Genomic DNA, 18,031 nt, shown 5'->3' on the forward strand with positions numbered 1-18,031 from the left:
GGTCAGGCGCTGCGGGACAGCTCCGCGATCTCCCCGATCCGCTTCCGCTCGTGCTCGTCCCTCCGCAGCCGGCCCTCCCCCGTCGTGTAGTCCACGCCGCGCTCCGCCAGCAGCTCGACGACGGCGGCCGGGTCCGGGACGGGGGCCGGGGCGAGGGTGTCGGCCAGCAGCGACCCGACAGTCTCCTGCACACAGCCCCTGGTGTGCCCGATCAGCCCGCGCTTGATCCGGCCGACCGCGTACACCCCGGGAACGGGCTGCCCGTCGAAGTCCCGGACGCGCCCGGCCGAGTGCGGCAGCGTGCCGGTGAGCCGGTCGAACGGCAACTCGGGCAGCTCCGAGCCGATGTACCCGACGGCCCGGTAGACGGCCTGCAGCGGGTGGTCGGTGACGACGCCGGTGCCACGGACTCCCCCGCTGCCGTCGAGTTGCATGCGCTCGGTCCGCAGCCCGGTCACCCGGTCCGTGCCCAGGACCGCGACCGGGTCGGCCAGGAGGTGCAGGTGCAGCCGGCGCGGGGCGGGCCTGCGGTCCCGCAGGGTCCTCCCGACCGTCAGGGGCTGCGTCGACTCGCGCAGCGCGGCCGGGCACCCCTCGTCGAACTCGACGTCCTCGGGGTCGACCACGACCTCCACCCCGGGCACGTGGTCCAGCTCGCGCAGCTCCCTCGGCGTGAACCCGGCCTGCGACAACCCGCGCCGGGCGAAGACGTGCACGGTGTCCGGGAGCTCGGCGTCCGGGAGCTCGGTGCGGAGCCGGTCGTCGGCGTGCGTGGCGAGCACCCGGGCCACGTCCAGCACCACGTTCCCGGCGCCGATCACACCGACGTGGGCGGCGTCGAGCGTCCGGTTCCGCGGGAAGACCGGGAGCCCCCCGAACCCCGACGCGAACTCGGCGGCGCCATGGCTGCCGGGCAGGTCGATCCCCGGGATGTCGAGGTCCCGGTCCCCCTCGCACCCGGTCGCGACGATCACCGCGTCGTAGAGCATGCGGACGTCGGACAGCGACAGGTCGCGCCCGTACTCGACGTTGCCGAACAGCCGTACGCCCGGCCTGCTCAGCACGGTGCGCAGCCCCTCGACCCCGAAGCGGACCAGCCCGAACGGCGCGGGCAGCCGGTCGAACAGGTCGACCGAACACGGTGTGCCGGACGTCGTCAGCGTGTCGGCGGCCGAGATCCCCGCCGGTCCCGCCCCGATGATCGCGATCCGCAGCGCGCGCATGATCACACCGTAGCGGAAAGGTGAGCCTTACCTAATGACTCACTCACACCCCACCCTTCACCCCACAAACGGCACTCTTGTGCGGACCTAGCGCACAAAAGTGCCGTTCGTGCGGAAGGGGGTCAGGCGCGGACGAGGGCGGCGATGGTCTGCGCGGCACCGTCGCGATCGATCTCCGACCGCTCCCCGGTGGCCCGGTCCTTGAGCTCGAGCTTCCCGTCGACCAGCCCGCGCCCCACGACGACGATCGTGGGCACGCCGAGCAGCTCGGCGTCGGCGAACTTCACGCCGGGGCTGGCCTTGCGGTCGTCCAGGATCACCGACAGGCCCGCGGCCTCCAGCTCCGCCGCGAGGGCCTCGCCGCCCGCGAACAGCTCCGGGTTGTTCTTGTGCGCGATGACCACGTGCACGTCGAACGGCGCGACGGCGCGGGGCCAGACCAGGCCCGACTCGTCGTGCGACTGCTCGGCGATGGCCGCGACCAGCCGCGAGACGCCGATCCCGTACGAGCCCATGGTGATCCGGACGGGCTTGGAGTCCGGGCCCAGGGCGTCGAGTGAGAAGGCGTCCGCGTACTTGCGGCCCAGCTGGAAGATGTGCCCGATCTCGATGCCGCGCGCGGCCTCCAGGACCCCGGTCCCGTCCGGCGAGGGGTCCCCGGCGCGGACCTCGGCCGCCTCGATGGTGCCGTCCGGCGTGAAGTCCCGGCCGACCACGAGGTCGACGACGTGGTGGTCGGCCTTGTCCGCGCCCGTCACCCAGGCGGTGCCGGTGACGATCCGGGGATCGACGACGTACCGGACCCCGTTCGACTGCAGGGCGGAAGGCCCGATGTACCCCTTCACCAGGAAGGGGTTGGCGGCGAAGTCCTCGTCCTCCAGCAGCGCGACCTCGGCGGGCTCCAGCCCGGCCTCGACCCGCTTCATGTCGACCTCGCGGTCCCCGGGCACGCCGATCGCCAGCAGCTCCCAGTCCGCCGAGCCGGGCTGCCGGGTCTTGAGCAGCACGTTCTTCAGCGTGTCCGCCGCGGTGAACTTGCGATCGGTGTGGGTGTTGAGGAAGTCCACCAGCGTCTCGATGGTGGGGGTGTCCGGCGTGTGGTGCACGACGGCGGCGGGCTTGTCCTCGACCGACTGCGCGGGGGGCGCGGGGGTCGTCACGGCCTCGACGTTCGCCGCGTACCCGCCGGGGCCGCGCACGAAGGTGTCCTCACCCGTCTCGGACTCGGCCAGGAACTCCTCGGAGGCGGACCCGCCCATCGCGCCGGACGTCGCCGCCACGATGACGTACTTCAGCCCGAGCCGGTCGAAGGTCCTGATGTACGCCCCGCGGTGCTTGGCGTAGGACTCCGACAGCCCCTCGTCGGTGAGGTCGAAGGAGTACGAGTCCTTCATCAGGAACTCGCGGCCGCGCAGGATGCCCGCGCGGGGCCGCTCCTCGTCCCGGTACTTGGTCTGGATCTGGTACAGGATGACGGGGTAGTCCTTGTAGGACGCGTACTCGCCCTTCACGGTGAGCGTGAACAGCTCCTCGTGGGTGGGGCCGAGCAGGTAGTCGCCGCCCTTGCGGTCCTTGAGCCGGAAGATGTTGGGCCCGTACTCGGTCCAGCGGTTCGTGGCCTCGTAGGGCTCGCGGGGCAGCAGCGCGGGGAACTGGATCTCCTGGGCGCCGATGGCGTCCATCTCCTCGCGCACGATCTCCTCGATGCGCCGCAGCACCTTCAGCCCGAGCGGCAGCCAGGAGTAGACGCCCGGAGCAACGCGCCGGACGTAACCGGCGCGGACCAGCAGCTTGTGGCTGGGCACCTCCGCGTCGGCCGGGTCCTCGCGGAGGGTGCGGAGGAACAGCGACGACATCCTGGTCAACACCCTGGGCAGCGTACTGAGGGGCGTCGGGCGGCTTCATCCCGGTTACGCGATCGGCGGTGTAGCGCGCTCGTCGCGTCCGACATCCCGGTTCGCCTCGGCCCGACCGGGACGCCGCCGTGACCGACGTCCACACCCGGCCCGACGTCGTCGGGCGTGCGGGCGAGCTCGCCCGGATCGGGTCCGCGGTCGCCGACGCGGCGGCGGGTCGAGGCGGGTTGCTGCTGGTCGCCGAGGAGCCGGGGATCGGCGAGACCACCCTCCTCGGCGTCGCCGCGGACCGGGCCCGGGCCGCCGGGTTCGACGCCGTGCGCTGCCGGTGATGCGCGACGGCGGCGGCATCGTCATCGCCTCGAGCGGGGGGTCTCACCGGTCTCCCCTCTGAGACCTCGCGGCGCGGGTCGGTGGCGGTCTGGGACGAGAGATCGCCGACCTCACCGGGCAGCTGCTCCACCTGCTGGGCGCGACGTGGAACAGCCGGGACCCGACGGCGGTTGGGCAGGACGTGACCGACACCACCGACCTGCACGCTCTGTTGGCCGAGGCCCGGCTCGGCGTCCTCGCGACCATCAAGGCGGACGGCCTGCCCCAGCTCTCCCCCGTCACCCCGTTCTACGACCGGGACTCCGGCTCGATCCTCGTCTCGATGACCGAGGGCCGCGCGAAGACCGCGAACCTGCGCCGCGACCCCCGCGCCGCCCTCGAGGTCACCAGCCCCGACGGCGGCACCTGGGCCACCGCCGAGGGCACCGTGGCCCTCGTCGGCCCCGGCGCTGCCGAGGACTCCCCCGAGGTCGAGGCGCTCGTCGACTACTACCGCAAGGCGGCGGGGGAGCACCCCGACTGGGCGGAGTACCGGCAGGTCATGGTGGCCGACCGCCGGGTGCTGATGACGCTGACCGTCACGAGGGTCTACGGGGCGAAGATCTTCTAGGTCCTCCTCCGGGCTCGACGACCACCCGGAACCGGCCGAGCGCGCGCGGCTCGTCGAGCGGGTGGACCATCCGCAATGGGACCGGAGCGGTCCCCGCGGGCGTCCGGACCGGGATCGTGTGCGTGACCCGTCCGGGGCTCACCCGACCGGGCCGCACCGCGTCCCCGACGGGTGACATCGGCCCCCCACTCTCGCTCACTGTGGTCACATCCGCCCCGACAGTCACATTCCTCGGGGGGACGAATGCGGGTCGGACGACTGGCCGTGACGGTCGGTGCGGCGCTGACGCTGATGGCGCCCGCGGCGCACGCGGCGGCGCCCGAGATCCCGGAACCGATCATCGAGTCGATCGGCGCGGCGGCCGAGGTCGCCCCGGGGATCACCCACCGCGAGCTCACCACGAGCACCGCGGCGGGCCAGGTGATGGCGGACGTGGTGGAGGTGGACCTGGCCGATCCCGCCGTGCGCGTGGACCTGCTGTGGCCCGGGTCGGTGGCGGCCCGCGGGCCGGTGAAGGGCATGGCCGACCGGATCGGCGCCGTGGCCGCGATCAACGGGGACTTCTTCGACATCGGGCGGACCAACGCCCCCGCCGGACCGGCCGTGCTGGCCGGGCGACCGCTCAAGGGGGCCGTGCCCCAGGGCCGCCGCGCCGCGCCCGCGGTGCCGGGCGCGGAGACGGACTACGTCTTCGCCGTCGACTCGACCGGGGTCGCCCGGGTGGACCGGCTGCCGCTGCGGGGTGAGGTGCGGCGGACCGGGATCGTCGCGGCGTCCACGCAGCCCCCGCTGCCGATCGTCGCGCTCAACCAGCACGCGGTGCCGCAGAACGGGATCGGGGTGTTCACCGCCGACTGGGGCGAGGCCGACCGCGCCCGCACGCTCTGCGGCTCCGACGTCGACCGGGACGCGCAGTGCGCGATCGACCAGATCGAGCTCGCCGTCCGGGACGGCAGGGTCGCCGAGATCCGCCCGCCCGGCGGCGGGGTGATCCCGCCCGGGGAGACCGTGGTCGTGGGGCGCGACATGGGCGCGGTGTTCCTGCGCTCGCTCGCGGTCGGTGACGAGGTCTCCGTGGACTACCGGCTCGAGCCCGCGAGCGGCGTGGCCCCGTTCATGGCGGTCGGCGGCAGCCCGATCCTGCGCGACACCCGCCCCACCGAGGGGCTGAACGACTCGGCGCGGGCGCCGCGCAGCGGTGTCGGCGTGACCCCGGACGGCCACCGCATGGTCCTGGTGACCGTCGACGGGCGGCAGTCGGACAGCGTCGGCGCCACCCTGCTGCAGTTCGCGCGGCTGCTCGGCGAGCTCGGCCTCGACGACGCCCTCAACCTCGACGGCGGCGGCTCCTCCACCCTCGCCTTCCGCCCCCCGGGCGCCCCGTCGACGACGATCGTCAACGACCCCTCCGACCCCTCCCCCCGCCTCGTCCCCAACGGCATCGCCGTCTGGACCGTCTGACCCCAGTCCCGCGAGTCCCCCACTCCCGACACGCGAGCCGACCATGGCCGGGTCGCTCCTGCGGCTATCATTCGGGCAAACCGGACACGCCTGCGAGGAGCCCGCATGCGCACCGCCCGCCGCCCGACCCTCGCCCTGGTCGCGGCGGTGCTCCTGATCGGCGCGGTCGTGGTCGGCGCGGTCGTGGCGGCGGTGCGGTTCGAGGCCCTCGACCGGATCCGGGAGCGGGTCGCACCCGAGCCGTCCCCCGGCTGCATCGCCGACGACCGGGACGGCTGGGGTCGCGCCCGTACGACGGCGGCGGCGTCTACGACCCCGAGGACGCGACGGGCGGCCACTTCGACCACGTCCACATGTCCGTGCGCCGCTGATCCGCGGCTCGGGGGCACGAGGGCCCCGTGACGCTCGTGCCCACGGGCGTCACGCCTCGAGCAGCTCGCCCACCAGCCGCGAGACGGTCTCCCACTCGACGAGGAACCCGTCGTGCCCGTAGGGCGACTCGATCACCTCGAGCCGGGCGCCGGGGATGCCCGCCGCCAGCTCCTCCTGATGCTCGACCGGGTAGAGCCGGTCCGAGCTGATCCCCACGACCGTCGTGCGCGCGGTGATCCCGGCGAGGGCCGCGCCGACCCCGCCGCGCCCCCGCCCGACATCGTGCGCGTTCATCAGCTCGGTCAGCCGGACGTAGGACCCGGCGTCGAAGCGGCGCACCAGCTTCGCCGCGTGATGGTCCAGATAGGACTCGACGGAGTAGCGGCCGCCGTGGAAGGGGTCCTCGCCCTCCTGGGGCTCGCGGCCGAAGCGGGTGGCCAGCTCGAACCCGCTGCGGTACGACAGGTGGGCGATCCGGCGCGCCACACCGAGGCCGAGGTGCGGCCCCTGTCCGGCGGGCAGGTGGTGGTAGTCCCCGCCGTGCCAGCCGGGGTCGGCGCGGATCGCGGCGATCTGCGGGGCGGCCCACCCGATCTGGTCCGCCGCGGACGCCGCGGGCGCGGCGAGCAGCATCAGCCGCTCCACGCGCGCGGGCTCCGACGCCGCCCACTCGAGCGCGCGCATCCCGCCCATCGAGCCGCCCACGACCAGGGCCCACCGGCCCACCCCCAGGGTGTCCGCGAGCAGGGCCTCGGCTCGGACCACGTCCCGCGCGGTGACCAGCGGGAACCGGCTCCCCCACGGCCGTCCGTCCGGCGCCGTGGACGACGGGCCGGTGCTCCCCTGGCACCCGCCGATCACGTTGGGCGCCACGACGAAGTACCGCGACGGGTCCAGCGCCCGGCCGGGACCGATCAGGTCCCCCCACCAGCCGGGTGTGGGATGACCGGGCCCGGCCGGGCCGGTGACGTGCGTGTCCCCGGTCAGGGCGTGCAGGACCAGGACCGCCGGGGAGTCCGGCGAGCCCCAGGTCTCGTAGGCCAGCCGCACGCCGGGCAGCTCCCCGCCCCCCTCCAACGGGAGGGGCGCGGGGAGCGGGAGGAACCGGCGTCGACCCGGGTCCGAGCCCTCCCGCCACGCTCCGGTGACCGGAGGGGTGTCCACCAGGGTCAAGACTTGGCGGCCCGGAACCCGGCGTCGAGGTCCGCCTTGATGTCCTCGATGCCCTCGAGCCCGACCGACAGGCGGATCAGGCCCGGCCCGACACCCGTCGACAGCTGCTCCTCGCCGGAGAGCTGGCTGTGGGTGGTCGACGCCGGGTGGATCACCAGGCTGCGGACGTCCCCGATGTTGGCCAGGTGGCTGTGCAGCTCCAGGGCGTCGACGAACCGCTTGCCCGCCTCGACCCCGCCGCGGATGTCGAACGCGACGATCGCGCCCGCGCCCTTGGGCAGGTACTTCTGCTGCAGCGCGTGCCACGGGCTGGACGGCAGGCCCGCGTAGTAGACCTGCTCGACCTCGTCCCGCGCCTCGAGCCACTCGGCCACGGCCAGCGCGTTCTGCACGTGCCGCTCGATCCGCAGCGACAGCGTCTCGATGCCCTGGATCAGCAGGAACGAGTTCAGCGGGGCGATCGCCGGGCCGAGGTCGCGCAGCAGCTGGACCCGGAACTTGATCAGGAACGCCAGCGGGCCGAGCGCCTCGTGGTAGTTCAGCCCGTGGTAGCTCGGGTCCGGGGTGGTGAGGCCCGGGAACTTCGCGGCCTGCGAGCCCCAGTCGAAGTTGCCGGAGTCGACCACGACGCCGCCGATGCTGGTGCCGTGCCCGCCGAGGAACTTCGTGGCCGAGTGGATCACGATGTCGGCGCCGTGCTCGAAGGGCCGCACCAGGTACGGGGTGGGCACGGTGTTGTCGATCAGCAGCGGGACGCCGGTCTCGTGCGCGATGTCCGCGACGAGCCGGATGTCCAGCACGTTGGACCGCGGGTTGCCGATCGTCTCGGCGTAGAAGGCCTTGGTGTTCGGCCGGACCGCGGCGCGCCACTCGTCCGCGTCGTCCGGGTTCTCGACGAACGTGACCTCGATGCCGAGCTTCGGCAGCGTGTAGTGGAACAGGTTGTAGGTGCCGCCGTAGAGCGACGCCGACGACACGAAGTGGTCCCCGGCCTGCGCGAGGTTGAGGATCGCCAGGGTCTGCGCGGCCTGCCCGGACGCGACGGCGACCGCCCCGATGCCGCCCTCGAGCGCGGCGACCCGCTGCTCCAGGACGTCCTGCGTCGGGTTCATGATCCGGGTGTAGATGTTGCCCAGCTCGGCCAGCCCGAACAGCGCGGCGGCGTGGTCGGTGTCCCGGAAGGTGTAGGACGTCGTCTGGTAGATCGGGGTCGCGCGGGCGCCCGTCGCGGTGTCGGGGGCGGCGCCGGCGTGGACCTGCTTGGTCTCGAAGGACCAGGCGGCGGTGGGGTCAACGGGGTCGGACACGGTGGTCTCCAGAGTGTGATCTTCGATGGGTGCGGGGTGGGTCAGCGCGCGGGACACGCGGCGCTGGTCACGCGCAGGAGGTCGACGTGCCTGCGTGACACGAGACGGATCACGAGGGCGACCGTAACGGGGCCGTCATACGGAGACAACTACCCTCGGCCCGTGCTCGTCCTGCTTCCCCCGTCGGAGACCAAGTCGGCCGCCGGGGACGGTCCCCCGCTCGACCTCGCCGCCCTCTCGCACCCGGAGCTGGACGGGGTGCGCAAGGGCCTGCTGGACGAGCTGGTGGAGCTGGCGGGCGACCTGCCCGCCTCCCGCGCGGCGCTCGGGGTGTCGGAGCGGCAGGACGCCGAGATCGCCCGCAACGCCGCGCTCTGGACCTCCCCCACGGCCCCCGCGATCACCCGCTACACCGGCGTGCTCTACGACGCGCTGGACGTGCGGTCGCTGCGGGGCGCGGCCGCGGCCCGCGCGCGCGAGCGCCTCGCGATCGGCTCGGCGCTGTTCGGCCTCGTGCACGCGGGCGACCCCATCCCCGCCTACCGGCTCTCCGCGGGCTCGTCCCTGCCGAGCGGCGGGACGCTGGCGGCGCGGTGGCGACCGGCGCTGGAACCGGTCCTCGCCGGGGTGGACGACCTGGTCGTCGACCTGCGCTCCGGCTCCTACGCCGCCCTCGCCCGCGTCCCCGGCGCGGTGACGGTCAACGTCCTCGCCGAGCGCCCCGACGGGTCGCGCTCGGTGGTGAGCCACCACAACAAGTCCCACAAGGGCGCCCTGGCCCGACTGCTCGTGCAGTCCCGCGCCGAACCGCAGGACGCGGGCGGCGTGGCCCGCATCGCCCGCAAGGCGGGCCTGACGGTCGAGCGCAGGGGCGCCCACCTCGACCTCGTCCTCCCCGCCTGACGCCCGACTCGCCCGCCAGGACCCGCGAGTCCCCCACTTCAGGTCATCGCAGCCGGGTCACCGCCCGCGACGAGCGTCGAGGGTTCTGCGACGCCCTGCTCCCCGCCCGGTGGCTCACGCGCCCCACTCGCAACGATCATCGCGGCACGAGCGGCCGCCTCACCGGCCCGCCGCATATCCCTGCGCCCCGCGGGGGTTCGCCGCCGCGCCCAGCGCCCCGGTCGCGGGGTCGCGTGTCACCACCGAGAGCCGACCCAGGCTCCACGGTCCCGCGTCGGTGACCGCGTGCCCCCGCGCCCGCAGCCCGTCGAGCACCGCCGCCCCCAGCCGCGACTCCGCGACGACGCCGAACGGCGTCCAGGTCCGCGGGTGGAAGGAGCCCGGCATCGCAGTGGTGTGCAGCGCCGGCGCGTCGATCGCCTCCTGGGGGCTCAATCCCCCGACGAGTGTGCGCAGCAGGTAGAGCAGCTGCCACTGGTCCTGCTGGTCCCCACCGGGCGTGCCGAGCGCCGCCACCGCCTCGCCGTCGCGCAGCAGCAGCGTCGGGCTCAGCGTGGTCCGCGGCCGGTGGCCGGGGGTCAGCGCGGCCGGGGACCGCGGGTCCAGCCAGGTCATCTGCAACCGGGTGCCGAGACAGAACCCGTACCCCGGGACCGTCGGCGAGGACTGCAACCAGCCGCCCGACGGCGTCGCGGAGACCATGGTCCCCCAGCGGTCGACGACGTCCAGATGACACGTGTCACCGCGCGTCTCCCCATCCCTCGCGACGGTCGGCTCCCCCGTCCCCGGTGCCGCCACACCGTCCGTGACCAGCGGCGGGAGGTACCCGCCCGCGCTCACCCGGTAGTCCGCGGCACGCTCGCCGACCAGGGCCGCGCGGGCGCCGTCGACCGCGAAGGAGCGCCCCTCCCCGTAGAACCCCTCGCGGTCCGCGAGCGCGAGTTTCAGCACCTCGAGGACCGTGTGCGCACCCTCCACCGTGGACGGATCGAGGTGCGTGTCCGGGAAGGTGTCCAGCATCGCCAGGCTGTGCAACAGCACGGGTCCCTGGCTCCACGGCCCCGCCTTCACGACGGTCGTCCCGCGGAAGTCCAGCGTCTGCGGCTCCTCCAGGGCGGGCCGGAACGCCGCGACGTCCGCGGCCGTCAGGACGCCGGCGTGGTCGCGGCCGTCGGAGTGCCGGTGGGCCTTCCCCGCGGCCGCCGCCATGGCCTCCGCGAGCTCGCCCTCCTGCCAGACCCGGCGGGCGGCCTCGATGCGGCCCTCCCGGTCGGACCCGCCCGCGTCCCGCAGCAGCCGCAGGGACCGCGCCCAGTCCGGGTTGGTGAAGGTGCCGCCGTGCTGCGCGAGCCACAGCGCGGCGGAGGACGTCCAGTGCTCGCGGAACAGGTCCTCGACGGCCGCGATGGTCTGCACGAGCTTGGGCAGTGCCGGGAACCCGGTCTCGGCGTAGTGGATCGCGTAGTCCAGGACGTCCGCGAGCTCCCAGGTGCCGTGCTCGGCGAGCAGCCACAGCCAGGTCGCCGTCGCCCCGGGGACGGCCGCGGCCAGCGCTCCGGCGCCGGGGACGTGGTCGAGCCCCTCCCGCGCGAAGTGCTCCCTGCTCGCTCCCGCGGGCGCGACCCCCTGCCCACAGATCACCTTCGGGTCCCGGCCGCCGGGCGCGAAGAGCGCGACCATGTCCCCGCCGGGCCCGTTGAGGTGGGGCTCGACGACCTGCAGGACGAACCCGCCCGCCACCGCCGCGTCCACCGCGGTTCCGCCGCGCTCGAGCACGGACTGGGCCGTGGCCGTCGCGAGCCAGTGGGTGGAGGCGGACATGCCGAAGGAGCCGCGCAGGGTCGGACGGGTGGTCTCGCTCATCCCCCGACCGTAATTCGCTGGACGCGGTTCGTAATCTCGGAGCCGAGACGTGGAGAGAAGGTGTGCCCGCTATGACGACCGCCGCCCGGGTGGCGGCGCGCTCCGGCGCGCCCTTCCGCCCCCACACCCCGCGCTGAGGTGCTCTCGCGTGGGGTGATCACCCACGCTTCTTCGGAGATACCTTCCATGCGCGAGCGCATCCCCCGTCGCCGTCCCCGTTTCGACGACGACGAGCCCATCCGTCCCGTCCCACGCCCCGACCACCAGGTCGACCCCGCCCTGGACGGGCGCGCGGGCACCGACATCGACGGCCCGCCCACGGGCGACCGCTGGTCCACCTGGACCGGCGCGCAGCACGGACCCGAACCCCGCCCGGACTGGGTGGTCACCGCGCACGCCGCGGTGGACACCGAGCTGGGCGTGCTCAAGACCGGCAAGGAGGCCGACGTCCACCTGATCGACCGGTCCGGCGTCGTCCTGGCCGCCAAGCGGTACCGGGTGCACAAGTCCTTCCACCGCGACGGCGCCTACCAGGAGGGGCGCCGGGTCCGCCGTTCCCGCGAGACGCGGGCCATGGCGAACCGGACCACCTTCGGCCGCGAGCTGCTCGCCGGGCGATGGGCGGCGGCGGAGTTCGCGGCGCTGGGCACGCTGTGGTCGGCGGGGCTGCCCGTCCCCTACCCCGTCCAGCTCGACGGTACGGAGCTGCTGCTCGAGTTCGTCGGGCACGGGGAACGGGCCGCACCCCGGCTCGCCCAGGTCCGCCCGACGGCGTCGGAACTGGGCGAGCTGTGGGACCAGCTCGGTGAGGCCCTACGCGGCCTCGCGCGGCTGGGCTGGGCCCACGGCGACCTGTCCGCCTACAATCTGCTGGTGCACGAGGGGCGGCTGGTCCTGATCGACCTCCCGCAGGTGGTGGACCTGGTCGGCAACCCGCACGGTGCCGAGTTCCTGGTCCGGGACGTCCGGCGGGTCGCGGAGTGGTTCACCGCGCGCGGCCTGGACGCCGACGCGGGCGAACGCCTCTTCCACGACCTCGTGGCGGAGGCGGGCCTGGCGTGACGCCCGGGTGGCACGAGCGCCGCTCCGACCTCGCGGAGCGCGCTCGTGCCACCCGAGCCCGCGAACGTCACAGGCCCCGGGGCGGCCGCTCACCGAGACGGTGGCCTAGACTGAGTCGGAACGCCCGGGCAGAGGCCCGGCGTACCCGTACTCATTCGTCGGGCGCACTCCCCATCCGCGCCCGGGCTCGTCCTCCAGGTCCCGACCGCGCAGCGTCGCCGTGTCGCTCCGTGTGACGTGCCATCGTCCCGGAGGTCTCGTGACCAGTCCGTCCCGCCGTCCTGCCCAGAGCTCGTCCCGTGGCAGCCGGCCCCGCCGTTCCACCGGCGGCGCCCCGCGCCGCACCGGCGGCACCCCCCAGCGCAACCTGGCGTCCGCCATGCCGACCGAGGTCCTGTGGACCCTGCCGGAGTCGGGCCTGCCCACCTTCGCCGAGCTCGGCCTGCCCGAGCCCGTGCTGCGTGCCCTGGAGTCCGAGGGCTTCACCGAGCCCCGGCCGATCCAGGCCGCCACCCTGCCCGAGACCCTGCGGGGCCAGGACCTGCTCGGCCGCGGCCAGACCGGTTCGGGCAAGACCCTCGCGTTCGGCCTCGCCATCGTCTCCCGGCTCGCCGGCGGCCGGTCGCAGCCGAAGCGCCCCCGCGGGCTGGTCCTCGTCCCCACGCGCGAGCTCGCGCAGCAGGTCGTCGACGCCGTGGAGCCGTTCGCGAAGGCGTTGGGGCTCAAGCAGACCGTCGTCGTCGGCGGGCTGTCGATGAACCGCCAGATCGACGCGCTCGCCCGCGGTGTGGACCTGCTCGTGGCCACCCCCGGCCGGCTCGCCGACCACCTGGCCGAGGGCACCTGCGACCTGTCCGCCGTCGAGGTCACCGCGCTGGACGAGGCCGACCGCATGTCGGACATGGGCTTCCTGCCCCAGGTCAAGCGGATCCTCGACCGCACCCCGACCGACGGCCAGCGGCTGCTGTTCTCCGCCACCCTCGACAACGAGGTGGCCACCCTCGTCGACCGCTACCTGCACGACCCGGTGACCCGGGCCGTCGCGTCGGCGACCGCGCCCGTCGAGACCATGGACCACCACGTGCTGCTGGTCGACCGGGACGACAAGAACCGGATCGTCCAGGAGATCGCGGCCCGCGAGGGCCGCACGCTGTTCTTCGTGCGCACCAAGCACGGCGCCGACCGCGTGGTGAAGCAGCTGCGCCGCGAGGGTGTCCAGGCCAGCGCGCTGCACGGCGGCAAGGCCCAGAACGCCCGCAACCGCGCGATCGACGCGTTCAAGGACGGCAGCATCCCGGTGCTGGTGGCCACGGACGTCGCGGCCCGCGGGATCCACGTGGACGACGTCAGCCTCGTCGTGCACGTCGACCCGCCCGCGGACCCCAAGGACTACCTGCACCGCGCGGGCCGCACGGCCCGCGGTGGCGAGTCCGGTGTGGTCGTCACGCTGGTGACCTCGGACGAGCGCCGAGACGTCGACACGCTGATGCGCCAGGCCGGTGTCCGGCCGGAGATCGCGAACGCCCGGCCGGGCTCGCCCGCGCTGGTCGAGGTGACCGGGGCGCGCCAGCCCAGCGGCGTCCCCGTCGCCGCCCCCACTCCCCCGGTGCAGCAGCCCTCCGCGGGCAGGCGCAGGCGCAGCGGTGGCGGTGCCGGCGGCGCGGGCCGCAGCCAGGGTGCGCCCGCCGGGGGTCGCCGCGGCGGGGGTGGCGGCGGAGGCCGCCGCCGCGCCGCCTGACCCACCCGCAGTCCCGACACGGCCGCACCCGGTATTCCCGGGTGCGGCCGTCGGTCGTGTGCAGGCCGTCGTCGTGTGCAGGCCGTCGACGTGGCACGTTTCGTGCGCTCAGCGCGGCATGATCGTCGGTTCCGTGCTCACAGCGCGACCGTCACCGCGCTGCCGGCACGAAACGTGCGCCCAGCGCAGCCGCCACCACCCCACCAGCAGCACGAAACGTGCGCTCAGCGCAGCCGCTTCGCCTCGCGCTTCGCCGTCCGGCGCAGCTGCACGATCCGCGCACTGCCCGGGATCGCGACCAGCAGGATCCCGGCGATCGCGCCGAGCAGCAGGGCCACACCCGTGGGCAGCGTGCCGGTCGCGCCGAGGAAGTAGATCCGGACCGGGTCGAGGTTCTGCAGGATGAAGATCAGCAGGAACAGCAGGACCACCGCGGACAGGATCAGCCCCACCCACACCCCGCTCACCCGCGACCGCGAGGGCGCAGGCGCGTGTCGGGTCGGCGCGGTCGGCGGTGCCGCGGGTGGCGCCGTATCGGCCGGGACCGCGACGGTCGCCCCCGGCTCCGTCGACCCCACCGGCTCCGCCGGACCCGCCGCGCCCGTCCCGACCGCCCCGGTCCCGACGCCACCCGCCACGGCCCCGGGCTCCGCCCGCCCGTTCGACGCCCCGTGCTGGTCGCTCATCCCAGGAACCCCCCTCCGCGCCCGGCCCACTCGCCCGGCGTGCGCGCAGTATCGCGCAGCACGCGCCCCCGCGCGTGTGGTGAACGGTCACCGGAGCGGGTGGTGTCGCACCCGATTAGCCTCGTCCCCGTGGCTCATCACGATCTCGTCGTCATCGGCACCGGTTCCGGCAACACCTTCGTCGACGAGCGGTTCGCCGACTGGGACGTGGCGATCGTCGAGCACGGGGTGTTCGGCGGCACCTGCCTGAACGTCGGCTGCATCCCCACGAAGATGTACGTCTACGCGGCGGACGTCGCCGACGCCGTGCGCGGCGCCGCGCGGTACGGGATCGACGCGAGCCTGGACAAGGTGCGCTGGGGAGACATCCGGGACCGCGTCTTCGGCCGGATCGACCCGATCTCCGAGGGCGGCAGGGAGTACCGCGTCGAGCGCAGCCCGAACGTGACCGTCTACTTCGGCCACGCCACGTTCACCGGCCACCGCACCCTGGACGTCGACGGGCGGGAGCTCACCGCCGACCACGTCGTCGTCGCCGCGGGCGGGCGCCCGATGATCCCGAGGGCCGTCGCGGAGTCCGGCGCGCCGTACGAGACCTCCGACACGATCATGCGGATGGACGAGCGCCCGGAGCGGCTGGTGATCATCGGCGGCGGCTACATCGCGGCCGAGTTCGCCCACGTCTTCTCGGCGCTGGGCACCGAGGTCACCGTCGTCGTGCGCGGCAGCAGGCTGCTCCGCTCGCACGACGAGACGATCTCCGCGGCCTACACCGACCTGGCCTCGCAGCGGTTCGACGTGCGGCTGGCCACCCAGGTCACCGACGTCGCAGGCACCACGGGCGACCTCACCGTCACCCTCGACGACGGCAGCTCCCTCGCCGCGGACGCGCTGCTCGTCGCGGCGGGCCGGATCCCCAACGGGGACCGGATGAACCTCGGCGCGGCCGGGATCGCCACGCACTCGGACGGGCGCATCGAGGTGGACCGCTTCCAGCGCACCAGCGCGGAGGGGGTGTTCGCGCTGGGCGACGTCAGCTCGCCGTGGGCGCTCAAGCACGTCGCGAACCGGGAGGCGAAGGTGGTGGGGTACAACCTGATCAACCCCGAGGCGCCGATCGAGACCGACCACCGGTTCGTCCCGTCGGCGGTGTTCACCGAGCCGCAGGTCGCGTCCGTGGGCAAGACCGAGGAGATGGTCCGGATGATGGGCCTGGACTACACGGTCAAGGTGCAGCGCTTCGGGGACGTGGCGTTCGGTTGGGCCATGGAGGACACCACCGGCCTCTGCAAGATCATCGCAGAGAAGGGCACCGGGCGGCTGCTCGGCGCGCACCTGATGGGCCCGCAGGCGTCCACCCTGATCCAGCCGCTGATCCAGGCCATGTCCTTCGGCCTCGGCGCCCGCGAGATGGCCACCGGGCAGTACTGGATCCACCCGGCCCTGCCCGAGGTCGTGGAGAACGCCCTGCTGGGGCTGGAGATCACCTAAGCTGGTCGGGCCGATCCGCCGCGGGCCCGCCGGACGAACGTGAGGGTGGACCCGCCGACCGACCCGCGAGGTGGACCCGCATGACCCTGGCCGCCGACCGCCCGGGCGCCAAGCCCGTCCTCGCCGGAACCCGCGGGCTCCCCCAGCAGCTCGGCGTGTACGTCTTCGTGTTCGTGCCGCTCGCGGCCCTGCTGGCCGCGATCCCGCTGGCCGTGACCGTCGGCTTCCTCGGCTGGGCGGACGTCGCGGTCGGCGCGGTGTTCTACGCGGTCAGCTGCCTCGGGATCACCGTCGGCTACCACCGGTACTTCACCCACGGCTCGTTCAAGGCCGCCCGCGGGCTGAAGATCGCGCTGGCGGTCGCGGGCAGCCTGGCCATGCAGGGTCCGGTGATCAAGTGGGTCGCCGACCACCGCCGCCACCACGCCTTCTCCGACAAGGCGGGCGACCCGCACTCGCCCTGGCTGTTCGGCACGGGCACGAGGGCGCTGGCCAGGGGTTTCTGGCACTCGCACACCGGCTGGCTGTTCGACCGCGACCTCACCAACGAAGAACGCTTCACCCCGGACCTCCTCGCGGACGCCGACCTCCGCCGCGTCGACTCGCTGTTCGGGCTGTGGAGCGCGTTGACCCTGCTCCTCCCGGCGCTGGTCGGCGGGCTGGTCACCTGGTCCTGGTGGGGGGCGCTGACCGCGCTGTTCTGGGCGGGGCTCGTCCGGGTGGCGCTGCTGCACCACGTCACGTGGTCGATCAACTCGATCTGCCACATGTGGGGCGAGCGCCCCTTCGCCGCCCGCGACCGCTCGGCCAACGTCTGGTGGCTGGCCGTCCTGTCCGCGGGCGAGTCCTGGCACAACCTCCACCACGCCGACCCCACCTGCGCGCGGCACGGCGTCGGGAAGGGCCAGATCGACCTCTCCGCGGTCACCATCCGCGTCTTCGAGAAGCTGGGCTGGGCGACGCGGGTCCGGTGGCCCACCACCAAGCGCCTGGAGCGCCTGGAGCGCCTGGCCGGGGAATGACCCCGGCGGTCCTGCGGGCGAGTATCAGCCCGCCAGCGGCTCCGGCGGGCCCTCCGGGAGGGCGGGCCGGGCGGCGGGGTCGAAGGGGACCGCGGGCGGTGTCTCGCCGCGCAGGTCCGCGACCAGGTCCGTCACCGCGACCATGATGGCGGCGGTGGCGGCGTCGAGGTTGCTGCGGGTGCGCGGCTTGCCGACGAACTCCGAGAGGTCGATGGGCGGTCCCGCCACCACGCTGACCCGCTTGAACAGGCCGATCCTGCCCTTCGGTGAGAGGAAGTCCTGGGTGCCCCAGTTCGCCAGGGGGATGACCGGCACGCCGGACTGCACCGCGATCCGCCCGATGCCGTTCTTCGCCTTCATCGGCCAGCCCGCGGGATCGGCGGTGTACGTGGCCTCCGGGTAGAAGACCACCACCTCGCCGCGCTCCAGGGCCTCGACGGCGCCGCGGAAGGCGTCCATGGCCTTCGCGGACTCCCGGTAGACGGGGATGTGTCCCCCCTTGCCCAGCACGGACCGCACGATCGGCACGTTCCACAGCTCCGACTTGGCCAGGTAGCGGGGCATTCGCCGGTGCGAGGTGACGAAGGCCGTGTCGAAGATCGGGTCCGCGGACGACACGTGGTTCGCCGCGATGAGCAGGCCGCCGGTCGGGGGGATGTGCTCGCCGCCCCGCCAGCCGATCTTCGTGAAGGCCATCACGATCGGCCAGATCAGCTCGATGGCCAGGCCGAACCAGAAGCCGGAGGTGCGCCGCCTGCGGCGCAGGGTGAGCAGCAGCTTCTGCCGCGCACCGAGCGCCGGGGGAAGGTCGGGTGTGGGCACGGCGCTCCTCCAACGGTCGGACGTCACCCCCGATCCTCGCCCACGATCGACGAGCGGAGTACGGCGGGTGGCGCGATGATCCCGTCGGTGTGACATGACGGACAGCTCA

At 74.0% G+C, this 18,031-nt stretch carries 16 protein-coding genes; 8 read left to right on the forward strand and 8 right to left on the reverse strand.

Features of this window, described 5'->3' with window-relative positions; translation table 11 throughout:
• Nucleotides 1–2: 2 nt before the first annotated feature.
• Entirely contained in the window at nucleotides 3–1,223 is a 1,221-nt protein-coding gene (locus tag ABD993_RS21960) for a ferredoxin--NADP reductase domain-containing protein (protein ID WP_345421566.1), read from the reverse strand.
• A gap of 122 nt (nucleotides 1,224–1,345) precedes the next feature.
• On the reverse strand, nucleotides 1,346–3,091 hold the full coding sequence (locus tag ABD993_RS21965) for a proline--tRNA ligase (protein WP_345421569.1): 1,746 nt from the start codon (nucleotides 3,089–3,091) through the stop codon (nucleotides 1,346–1,348).
• A gap of 116 nt (nucleotides 3,092–3,207) precedes the next feature.
• Here ABD993_RS21965 and ABD993_RS21970 point away from each other — a divergent pair, with 116 nt between their 5' ends.
• From ABD993_RS21970 to ABD993_RS21980, 3 genes are all read left to right on the forward strand, one after another.
• On the forward strand, nucleotides 3,208–3,411 hold the full coding sequence (locus ABD993_RS21970) for an ATP-binding protein (protein WP_345421572.1): 204 nt from the start codon (nucleotides 3,208–3,210) through the stop codon (nucleotides 3,409–3,411).
• 182 nt (nucleotides 3,412–3,593) lie between these two features.
• On the forward strand, nucleotides 3,594–4,022 hold the full coding sequence (locus tag ABD993_RS21975) for a PPOX class F420-dependent oxidoreductase (protein ID WP_345421575.1): 429 nt from the start codon (nucleotides 3,594–3,596) through the stop codon (nucleotides 4,020–4,022).
• 264 nt (nucleotides 4,023–4,286) lie between these two features.
• Nucleotides 4,287–5,483, forward strand: coding sequence for a phosphodiester glycosidase family protein (locus ABD993_RS21980; RefSeq protein ID WP_345421578.1), 1,197 nt, complete (start codon nucleotides 4,287–4,289; stop codon nucleotides 5,481–5,483).
• A 420-nt stretch (nucleotides 5,484–5,903) separates the two neighbouring features.
• Here ABD993_RS21980 and metX read toward each other — a convergent pair whose 3' ends face one another.
• From metX to ABD993_RS36855, 3 genes are read right to left on the reverse strand one after another with little or no spacing between them, the layout of a single operon-like run.
• The gene (gene metX, locus ABD993_RS21985; RefSeq protein ID WP_345421581.1) at nucleotides 5,904–7,019 is read right to left on the reverse strand and encodes a homoserine O-acetyltransferase MetX; all 1,116 of its coding nucleotides are present in this window, start codon (nucleotides 7,017–7,019) and stop codon (nucleotides 5,904–5,906) included.
• 5 nt (nucleotides 7,020–7,024) lie between these two features.
• The gene (locus ABD993_RS21990) at nucleotides 7,025–8,335 is read right to left on the reverse strand and encodes a bifunctional o-acetylhomoserine/o-acetylserine sulfhydrylase (protein WP_345421584.1); all 1,311 of its coding nucleotides are present in this window, start codon (nucleotides 8,333–8,335) and stop codon (nucleotides 7,025–7,027) included.
• A 41-nt stretch (nucleotides 8,336–8,376) separates the two neighbouring features.
• Entirely contained in the window at nucleotides 8,377–8,448 is a 72-nt protein-coding gene (locus ABD993_RS36855) for a putative leader peptide (protein ID WP_425569103.1), read from the reverse strand.
• Between the two features lie 49 nt (nucleotides 8,449–8,497).
• Here ABD993_RS36855 and yaaA point away from each other — a divergent pair, with 49 nt between their 5' ends.
• Entirely contained in the window at nucleotides 8,498–9,238 is a 741-nt protein-coding gene (gene yaaA / locus ABD993_RS21995; RefSeq protein ID WP_345421587.1) for a peroxide stress protein YaaA, read from the forward strand.
• Nucleotides 9,239–9,397: 159 nt separating this feature from the next.
• On the opposite strand, the gene ABD993_RS22000 is transcribed toward yaaA, so the two are convergent.
• Complete coding sequence (locus tag ABD993_RS22000; RefSeq protein ID WP_345421590.1) at nucleotides 9,398–11,101, reverse strand: gamma-glutamyltransferase family protein; 1,704 nt, start codon at nucleotides 11,099–11,101, stop codon at nucleotides 9,398–9,400.
• A 186-nt stretch (nucleotides 11,102–11,287) separates the two neighbouring features.
• Between ABD993_RS22000 and ABD993_RS22005 the strand changes: the two genes are divergently transcribed.
• Nucleotides 11,288–12,163: a serine protein kinase RIO gene (locus ABD993_RS22005; RefSeq protein WP_345421593.1), complete on the forward strand. Its 876-nt coding sequence runs from the start codon at nucleotides 11,288–11,290 to the stop codon at nucleotides 12,161–12,163.
• A gap of 379 nt (nucleotides 12,164–12,542) precedes the next feature.
• Nucleotides 12,543–13,901, forward strand: a complete 1,359-nt coding sequence (locus tag ABD993_RS22010) for a DEAD/DEAH box helicase (RefSeq protein ID WP_345421930.1) — start codon at nucleotides 12,543–12,545, stop codon at nucleotides 13,899–13,901.
• 224 nt (nucleotides 13,902–14,125) lie between these two features.
• On the opposite strand, the gene ABD993_RS22015 is transcribed toward ABD993_RS22010, so the two are convergent.
• Nucleotides 14,126–14,587, reverse strand: coding sequence for a LapA family protein (locus tag ABD993_RS22015; RefSeq protein WP_345421596.1), 462 nt, complete (start codon nucleotides 14,585–14,587; stop codon nucleotides 14,126–14,128).
• A 129-nt stretch (nucleotides 14,588–14,716) separates the two neighbouring features.
• On the opposite strand from ABD993_RS22015, the gene ABD993_RS22020 reads away from it, so the two are divergent.
• Together ABD993_RS22020 and ABD993_RS22025 are read left to right on the forward strand one after the other, a co-directional pair.
• Nucleotides 14,717–16,078, forward strand: a complete 1,362-nt coding sequence (locus ABD993_RS22020; protein ID WP_345421599.1) for a mycothione reductase — start codon at nucleotides 14,717–14,719, stop codon at nucleotides 16,076–16,078.
• A gap of 80 nt (nucleotides 16,079–16,158) precedes the next feature.
• Nucleotides 16,159–17,100, forward strand: coding sequence for an acyl-CoA desaturase (locus ABD993_RS22025; RefSeq protein ID WP_345421602.1), 942 nt, complete (start codon nucleotides 16,159–16,161; stop codon nucleotides 17,098–17,100).
• A 24-nt stretch (nucleotides 17,101–17,124) separates the two neighbouring features.
• Here the strand turns inward: ABD993_RS22025 and ABD993_RS22030 are convergent, their stop codons facing one another.
• Nucleotides 17,125–17,922, reverse strand: a complete 798-nt coding sequence (locus ABD993_RS22030; protein ID WP_345421605.1) for a lysophospholipid acyltransferase family protein — start codon at nucleotides 17,920–17,922, stop codon at nucleotides 17,125–17,127.
• Between the last annotated feature and the right edge of the window lie 109 nt (nucleotides 17,923–18,031).

The sequence above is a fragment of the Pseudonocardia xishanensis genome (assembly GCF_039541715.1).
GTDB classification, from domain to species: Bacteria; Actinomycetota; Actinomycetes; order Mycobacteriales; family Pseudonocardiaceae; genus Pseudonocardia; species Pseudonocardia xishanensis.

Excerpts from the sequence above, each read along its gene's own strand:
- ABD993_RS21960 (WP_345421566.1), bottom strand. The coding sequence starts at position 1,223 with ATGCGCGCGCTGCGGATCGCGATCATCGGGGCGGGACCGGCGGGGATC.
- ABD993_RS22000 (WP_345421590.1), bottom strand. The coding sequence starts at position 11,101 with ATGAGCGAGACCACCCGTCCGACCCTGCGCGGCTCCTTCGGCATGTCC.
- ABD993_RS22005 (WP_345421593.1), top strand. The coding sequence starts at position 11,288 with ATGCGCGAGCGCATCCCCCGTCGCCGTCCCCGTTTCGACGACGACGAG.
- ABD993_RS22010 (WP_345421930.1), top strand. The coding sequence starts at position 12,543 with ATGCCGACCGAGGTCCTGTGGACCCTGCCGGAGTCGGGCCTGCCCACC.
- ABD993_RS22015 (WP_345421596.1), bottom strand. The coding sequence starts at position 14,587 with ATGAGCGACCAGCACGGGGCGTCGAACGGGCGGGCGGAGCCCGGGGCC.
- ABD993_RS22025 (WP_345421602.1), top strand. The coding sequence starts at position 16,159 with ATGACCCTGGCCGCCGACCGCCCGGGCGCCAAGCCCGTCCTCGCCGGA.